We start from the raw sequence: 6,686 nt of genomic DNA on the forward strand, positions 1-6,686 counted from the left end.
CGGCGAAAGCTTCGTTGAGCTCGAAGAAGTCGATATCGTTGATGCCAAGGCCCGCGCGCTTCAGTGCTTTCTGTGTGGCCGGTACTGGACCATAGCCCATGATCGCCGGGTCCACACCTGCCACTGCCATCGAACGAATCACAGCCAAAGGCTGAATGCCCAGGTCCTGAGCACGTTGCGCCGACATCACGATCATGCACGAGGCACCGTCGGTGATCTGCGACGAAGTACCGGCTGTCACGGTGCCGCCCTTCGGATTGAACGCTGGCTTGAGAGCCGCCAGGCTTTCCAGGGTGGTTTCCGGACGAATGGTTTCGTCGTAGTCGAAGGTTTTCAGGAAACCGTTCTCGTCGTAGCCCTGCATCGGGATGATTTCGTCTTTGAACTTGCCTTCCACGGTCGCCTTATGGGCGAGTTGGTGGGAGCGCACGCCGAAAGCGTCCTGTTGCTCGCGAGTGATGCCGTGCATTTTGCCCAGCATTTCAGCGGTCAGGCCCATCATGCCCGAGGCTTTCGCCGCGTACAGCGACATGTGCGGGTTCGGATCGACACCGTGCATCATGCTCACGTGGCCCATGTGCTCGACGCCGCCGACGACGAACACGTCACCATTGCCGGTCATGATCGCTTGCGCAGCGGTGTGCAGCGCGCTCATCGACGAACCACACAGACGGCTGACCGTCTGGCCGGCCGACGTGTGCGGGATCTGGGTCATCAGCGACGCCATGCGCGCGATGTTCCAGCCCTGCTCCAGCGTCTGGTTCACACAGCCCCAGATCACGTCTTCGACTTCGCTCGGGTCAACCTTGACGTTACGTTCCAGCAGTTTGCTGATCAGGTGCGCCGACATGTCTTCGGCGCGGGTGTTACGGTGCATGCCGCCCTTGGAGCGGCCCATCGGAGTACGACCGAAGTCGACAATCACGACGTCTCTAGGATTCAAGCTCATAAGTTCACTCTCACTCTAGTTGGAGGCGCTTAACCGAAGAAGCTCTGGCCGTTTTTGGCCATTTCGCGCAGCTTCGCGGTCGGGTGGTACAGCGCGCCCAAATCAGCGTACTGGTCAGCCAGGGCAACGAACTCGGCAACACCGATCGAATCGATGTAGCGCAGCGCGCCGCCACGGAATGGAGGGAAACCAATACCGTAGACCAGACCCATGTCGGCTTCGGCGGCGGTTTCGACAATGCCGTCTTCCAGGCAACGCACGGTTTCCAGGCACAACGGGATCATCATCCAGTTGATGATGTCTTCGTCGGTGACTTCACGCTGCTCGAAAACGATTGGCTTGAGCACTTCCAGCACCGACGGGTCGGCCACCTTCTTCTGCTTGCCCTTCTTGTCGGTCTCGTAGGCGTAGAAGCCCTTGCCGTTCTTCTGGCCCAGGCGCTTGGCTTCGTAGAGCACGTCAACGGCCGAGCGACGGTCGTCTTTCATGCGGTCCGGAAAGCCTTCAGCCATGACGTCGCGACCGTGGTGGCCGGTGTCGATGCCGACCACGTCCATCAGGTACGCCGGGCCCATTGGCCAGCCGAACTTCTCCATGACTTTGTCGATACGCACGAAGTCCACACCGGCGCTGACCAGCTTGGCGAAACCGCCGAAGTACGGGAACAGTACACGGTTGACCAGGAAGCCCGGGCAGTCATTGACGACGATCGGGTTCTTGCCCATTTTCTTGGCGTAGGCAACGGTGGTGGCAACAGCCAGCTCGCTGGACTTCTCGCCACGGATCACTTCAACCAGCGGCATCATGTGCACCGGGTTGAAGAAGTGCATGCCGACGAAATTTTCCGGGCGCTTGAGGGCTTTGGCCAGCAAGGTGATGGAAATGGTCGACGTGTTCGAGGCGAGGATGGTGTCCTCTTTGACCTTGTCTTCAACTTCCGCCAGAACGGCTTGCTTGACTTTAGGGTTCTCGACAACCGCTTCCACCACCAGATCCACGTGACCGAAGTCGCCGTAAGACAGGGTTGGACGGATGCCGTTGAGCACTTCAGCCATTTTCGCGGCGGTCATGCGGCCTTTATCAACACGGCCAACCAGCAGCTTGGCGGCTTCGGCCAGACCTTGCTCGATCCCGGCTTCGTTGATGTCTTTCATCAGGATCGGCGTGCCTTTGGACGCCGATTGATAGGCGATACCGCCACCCATGATGCCGGCGCCCAGAACGGCGGCCTGCTTCACGTCCTTGGCGATTTCGTCGTAGGCCTTGGCCTTTTTCTTCAGTTCCTGATCGTTCAGGAACAGACCGATCAAGCTCTGCGCGGCAGAGGTCTTGGCCAGTTTGACGAAACCAGCAGCCTCGACTTCCAGCGCCTTTTCGCGACCGAAGTTCGCGGCTTTCTGGATAGTCTTGATCGCCTCAACCGGCGCCGGGTAGTTCGGGCCGGCTTGACCTGCCACGAAACCTTTGGCGGTTTCGAAAGCCATCATTTGTTCAATGGCGTTCAGCTTGAGCTTTTCAAGCTTCGGCTGGCGCTTGGCCTTGTAGTCGAACTCGCCGGAAATGGCGCGCTTGATCATTTCAAGTGCGGCTTCCTGCAGCTTCTCAGGGGCAACTACTGCGTCCACTGCGCCGACTTTGAGCGCGTCTTCCGGACGGTTTTCCTTGCCAGCGGCAATCCACTCGATGGCGTTGTCGGCACCGATCAGGCGCGGCAGACGCACAGTGCCGCCGAAGCCCGGGTAGATGCCCAGCTTGACTTCCGGCAGACCGATCTTGGCCTTGGTGGACATGACGCGGTAGTCCGCCGCCAGGCACATTTCCAGACCACCACCCAATGCGATGCCGTTGATGGCAACCACTGTCGGGACGTTGAGGTCTTCGAAATCGCTGAAAATCTTGTTGGCTTCGAGGTTGCCTGCAACAAGCTCTGCATCCGGCAGCTTGAAGTTGTCGACAAATTCGGTGATGTCGGCGCCGACGATGAAAACGTCCTTGCCACTGCTGACGATCACACCCTTGATCGAAGCATCTGCCTTGATGGTGTCTACGGCCTGACGCAGTTCGTTCAGGGTTAGACGGTTGAACTTGTTGACGGACTCACCCTTGAGGTCGAATTTCAATTCGACGATGCCACTTTCAAGAGCCTTAACCGTGATGGCTTTACCTTCGTAAATCATCAACTGATCTCCACGATATGGAAGCTGAACAGTACACGTCGGACGCAGGCGAACGGCTCGGCAGGGACGTTAAACGTCGATGCTACGCCCATTCCCCCGGCACACCCGCCAACGCGATAGTCGGGATTCTGTAGGAGCGATCTGAAATACAAACGCTCAATTCATACGCCCGTTTGATTTGGGTACGCCACCTTCACGGAATTTCCGACAATTGTCAATCGCCCAAAATGCGGGTTGAAACTCGACTTTGCGGTCATTTCTGTAAGACGAAGCTCTCTAACACGCGGGTGCATGTGCTGCCATTCATAGAATCAATCATTAGAAAAGTCGCCCTAATTCGCCGCAGCCTCTGTTTAACAAGCTACGCTGGCGGGACTCGATAGAAAATTTTTGAACGCTGCGGTGAATACCCAGCGTAAGATCTGCGCAAACCAAATTACCGGCCTGCCTGGCCACCCCCGCCCGATGATGTTGTCGGGCTTTTTATTGCCTCATCGCTCCTGCGGGGGCCTGGGGTCAGGCGAGCGCCTTGAGGGTCGCATCGATTTGTTGCAAAACTTCGGTTTCGCCCTTCTCGCCCCAATACAAAGTGATCATTTGTTTGTCGGCTTCGATCTTGAAAACGTTGCCTGGCAACTTTTCGAAATGAATCAGCAACGCAGGATCTTCACAGAGCTCCTGCCACTGGTTCACCCACACCCCCGGCGTTTTCTGCCAATAACTCCAGCAGGCTGGCTGACTGCCGCGCCGCGGTCGATGGTACTGGGCACAGGGGTTCGGCGGTTCCTGAGCGAGCCAGTGCGGCCACTCCTGGGGCGCCAGTTGCATGGCCAGGCCGATGCGCCGCGCCTCCATGCGCAGGGCCATCCGACCGCTTTGATGACGTGATGGTCGCAACCATGCCAGAGGGCTGAGTACCACCAGCAGGATTGACACCACTATCCAGACCGTCATATCTGTACTCCCGATTTTGAATGAGCGCATTGAGCCACTTTGGAACCACTGCGCTTGAAACCAGCCATACTTACCAATATTGCATCCCTCAGGAGGAGCACCTCATGCCCTACAACCATATTCTGGTCGCTGTAGATCTAACCGAAGAGTGCGACCCTGTAATCCACCGCGCTCGCGAGCTGTCGGTGAGCAACGGTGCGAAGCTGTCCCTGGTGCATATCGTCGAACCGATGGCCATGGCCTTCGGCGGCGATGTGCCGATGGACCTGTCACAACTGCAACAACAGCAGTTCGATCAGGCCAAGGAACGTCTGGAGCGGCTGATCGTCAAGTATCCGGAGCTTTCCCGGGAGTACAGCCATCTGACCTACGGCCAGCCACGCCAGGAAATTCACCATCTGGCCAAGGAACAAGGATGCGACATGATCGTGGTGGGCAGCCATGGCCGACATGGCCTTGCATTGCTGCTGGGGTCCACTGCCAATGACGTGCTCCACGGCGCGCCTTGCGATGTGCTTGCGGTGCGCCTGCAAAGCAAATCCTGATAGCTCGCCCAGACAGGAAACTGATTCAATTCAATGGCATATGAAAAGCCCGACACTCGCGTTACCGAGGTCGGGCTTTTTTATTACACGATCAATCAGGCATCCAGTTCGGCCCAGCGCTCGACCATCACGTCGAGCTCAGCCTGCAACTGCGCCAACTGAGCGATCACCGCCGCGGTTTCAGCCGCCGGCCGCAGATAGAACCCGGCATCCGCCATCTGGGCTTCAACAGCAGCAATCTGCTGCTCCATGGCATCGATCTGGCCCGGCAACGCTTCCAACTCGCGCTGTAACTTGTAGCTGAGTTTTTTCTTCGCTGGTGCTTCGACCGCTGCCACCACTGGCGCGGGCTCAGCCTTGACCACCGCGGAGTTCAAGTCGGCCTTGCCAGACTTGCTCTCGGTCACGCCCAGCAGGCGCGGCGAGCCGCCCTGACGCAGCCAGTCCTGGTAACCACCGACGTACTCGCGAACCTTGCCTTCGCCCTCGAAGACCAGGGTGCTGGTGACTACGTTGTCGAGGAATGCCCGGTCGTGGCTGACCATCAGCACGGTGCCATTGAAGGTCAGCAAGACCTCTTCCAGCAGTTCAAGGGTTTCGACGTCGAGGTCGTTCGTCGGTTCGTCGAGTACCAGCAGGTTCGCCGGTTTGCTGAACAGCTTGGCCAGCAACAGACGGGCACGCTCGCCTCCGGACAGCGCCTTGACCGGCGTGCGGGCACGCTGCGGGCTGAACAGGAAGTCGCCGAGATAGCTCAGCACGTGACGACTCTGGCCGTCGATATCGATGAAATCGCGACCTTCGGCGACGTTATCGATCACGGTCTTTTCCAGATCCAGCTGGTGGCGCAACTGGTCGAAGTAGGCGACGTCGATCTTCGTGCCCTCCTCCACTTTGCCACTGGTAGGTTGCAGACCGCTGAGCATCAGCTTGAGCAGCGTGGTCTTGCCGGTACCGTTGGCGCCGAGCAGGCCGATACGGTCGCCGCGCTGCAACACCATGGAGAAATCCTTGATCAGGAACGGCCCGCCCGGATGAGCAAAGCTCACGTTCTCGAGCACCATCACCTGCTTGCCGGATTTGTCGGCGGTTTCCAGCTGGATATTGGCCTTGCCGGTGCGCTCGCGACGTTCGCTGCGCTCGACGCGCAACGCTTTCAAGGCACGCACGCGGCCCTCGTTACGGGTCCGGCGAGCCTTGATGCCTTGGCGGATCCACACCTCTTCCTGAGCCAGGCGTTTGTCGAACAGCGCATTGGCAGTGGCCTCGGCGGCCAGCTCGGCTTCTTTATGCACGAGGAAACTGGCGTAGTCGCCGTTCCAGTCGATCAGGCCGCCACGATCCAGTTCGAGGATGCGGGTAGCGAGGTTTTGCAGGAAGGAACGGTCGTGCGTGATGAACAGCACGGCGCCCTGGAAATCCTTCAGCGCCTCTTCGAGCCAGGCGATCGCACCGATGTCCAGGTGGTTGGTTGGCTCGTCGAGCAGCAACAGATCCGGTTCGGAAACCAGGGCCTGGGCCAGCAGGACGCGGCGGCGCCAACCACCGGACAACTCGGCCAGGGTCTTGTCTGCCGGTAGCTGCAGGCGGCTCAGCGTGCTGTCGACCAGGGTCTGCAAACGCCAGCCATCGCGGGCTTCGAGGTCGTGCTGAACGTGCATCAGCTTGTCCAGATCGGCATCGGTGACGATGTTCTGGCTCAGGTGGTGATACTCGGCCAGCAAGGCACCGACACCGTCCAGGCCTTCGGCTACCACATCGAACACGGTCCGCTCGTCGGCTACTGGCAATTCTTGCGGCAATTCACCAATCTTGAGGCCGGGTGCGCGCCAAACCGAGCCATCATCGGGCTTCTGGTCGCCCTTGACGAGCTTCATCATGCTGGACTTGCCAGTGCCGTTGCGGCCGATGATGCACACCCGCTCTCCACGGGCGATCTGCCAGGACACCTTGTCCAACAACGGCATAGCGCCGAAAGCAAGGGACACATCGCTGAATTTGAGCAGGGTCATGAGCTTCTCCAAAAACCGGGCGCGCATTCTACCTGACTTGAGGCTTCAG

5 protein-coding genes are annotated in these 6,686 nt (G+C 58.9%); 1 reads left to right on the forward strand and 4 read right to left on the reverse strand.

The features are described 5' to 3' along the window. The 3 genes from fadA to D8V06_RS27265 form a co-directional block, all read right to left on the reverse strand. Positions 1-949, reverse strand: a 949-nt coding sequence (fadA, locus tag D8V06_RS27255; RefSeq protein ID WP_130932177.1) for an acetyl-CoA C-acyltransferase FadA, incomplete at its 3' end; no start/stop codon positions are given. Positions 950-978: 29 nt separating this feature from the next. Next, a complete protein-coding gene (gene fadB, locus D8V06_RS27260; RefSeq protein ID WP_130932178.1) occupies positions 979-3,126 on the reverse strand; it encodes a fatty acid oxidation complex subunit alpha FadB in 2,148 nt (715 codons plus the stop codon). Positions 3,127-3,642: 516 nt separating this feature from the next. After that, a complete protein-coding gene (locus D8V06_RS27265; RefSeq protein ID WP_056857014.1) occupies positions 3,643-4,080 on the reverse strand; it encodes a hypothetical protein in 438 nt (145 codons plus the stop codon). 104 nt (positions 4,081-4,184) lie between these two features. Here D8V06_RS27265 and D8V06_RS27270 point away from each other — a divergent pair, with 104 nt between their 5' ends. Continuing rightward, positions 4,185-4,625 carry a universal stress protein gene (locus tag D8V06_RS27270; RefSeq protein ID WP_056857013.1) on the forward strand — a complete coding sequence of 147 codons (441 nt, stop codon included), beginning with the start codon at positions 4,185-4,187 and terminating at the stop codon, positions 4,623-4,625. Between the two features lie 95 nt (positions 4,626-4,720). Here the strand turns inward: D8V06_RS27270 and D8V06_RS27275 are convergent, their stop codons facing one another. Further along, positions 4,721-6,637 (reverse strand): ATP-binding cassette domain-containing protein, encoded by a 1,917-nt coding sequence (locus D8V06_RS27275; protein WP_056857012.1) that lies wholly within the window; start codon positions 6,635-6,637, stop codon positions 4,721-4,723. Positions 6,638-6,686 lie beyond the last annotated feature (49 nt).

Source organism: Pseudomonas sp. Sample_24 (genome assembly GCF_004307605.1).
Lineage (GTDB): Bacteria > Pseudomonadota > Gammaproteobacteria > Pseudomonadales > Pseudomonadaceae > Aquipseudomonas.

Bases quoted from the DNA above. Each gene is read 5' to 3' on its own strand.
- fadB (WP_130932178.1), bottom strand. From the start codon at position 3,126: ATGATTTACGAAGGTAAAGCCATCACGGTTAAGGCTCTTGAAAGTGGC.
- D8V06_RS27265 (WP_056857014.1), bottom strand. From the start codon at position 4,080: ATGACGGTCTGGATAGTGGTGTCAATCCTGCTGGTGGTACTCAGCCCT.
- D8V06_RS27270 (WP_056857013.1), top strand. From the start codon at position 4,185: ATGCCCTACAACCATATTCTGGTCGCTGTAGATCTAACCGAAGAGTGC.
- D8V06_RS27275 (WP_056857012.1), bottom strand. From the start codon at position 6,637: ATGACCCTGCTCAAATTCAGCGATGTGTCCCTTGCTTTCGGCGCTATG.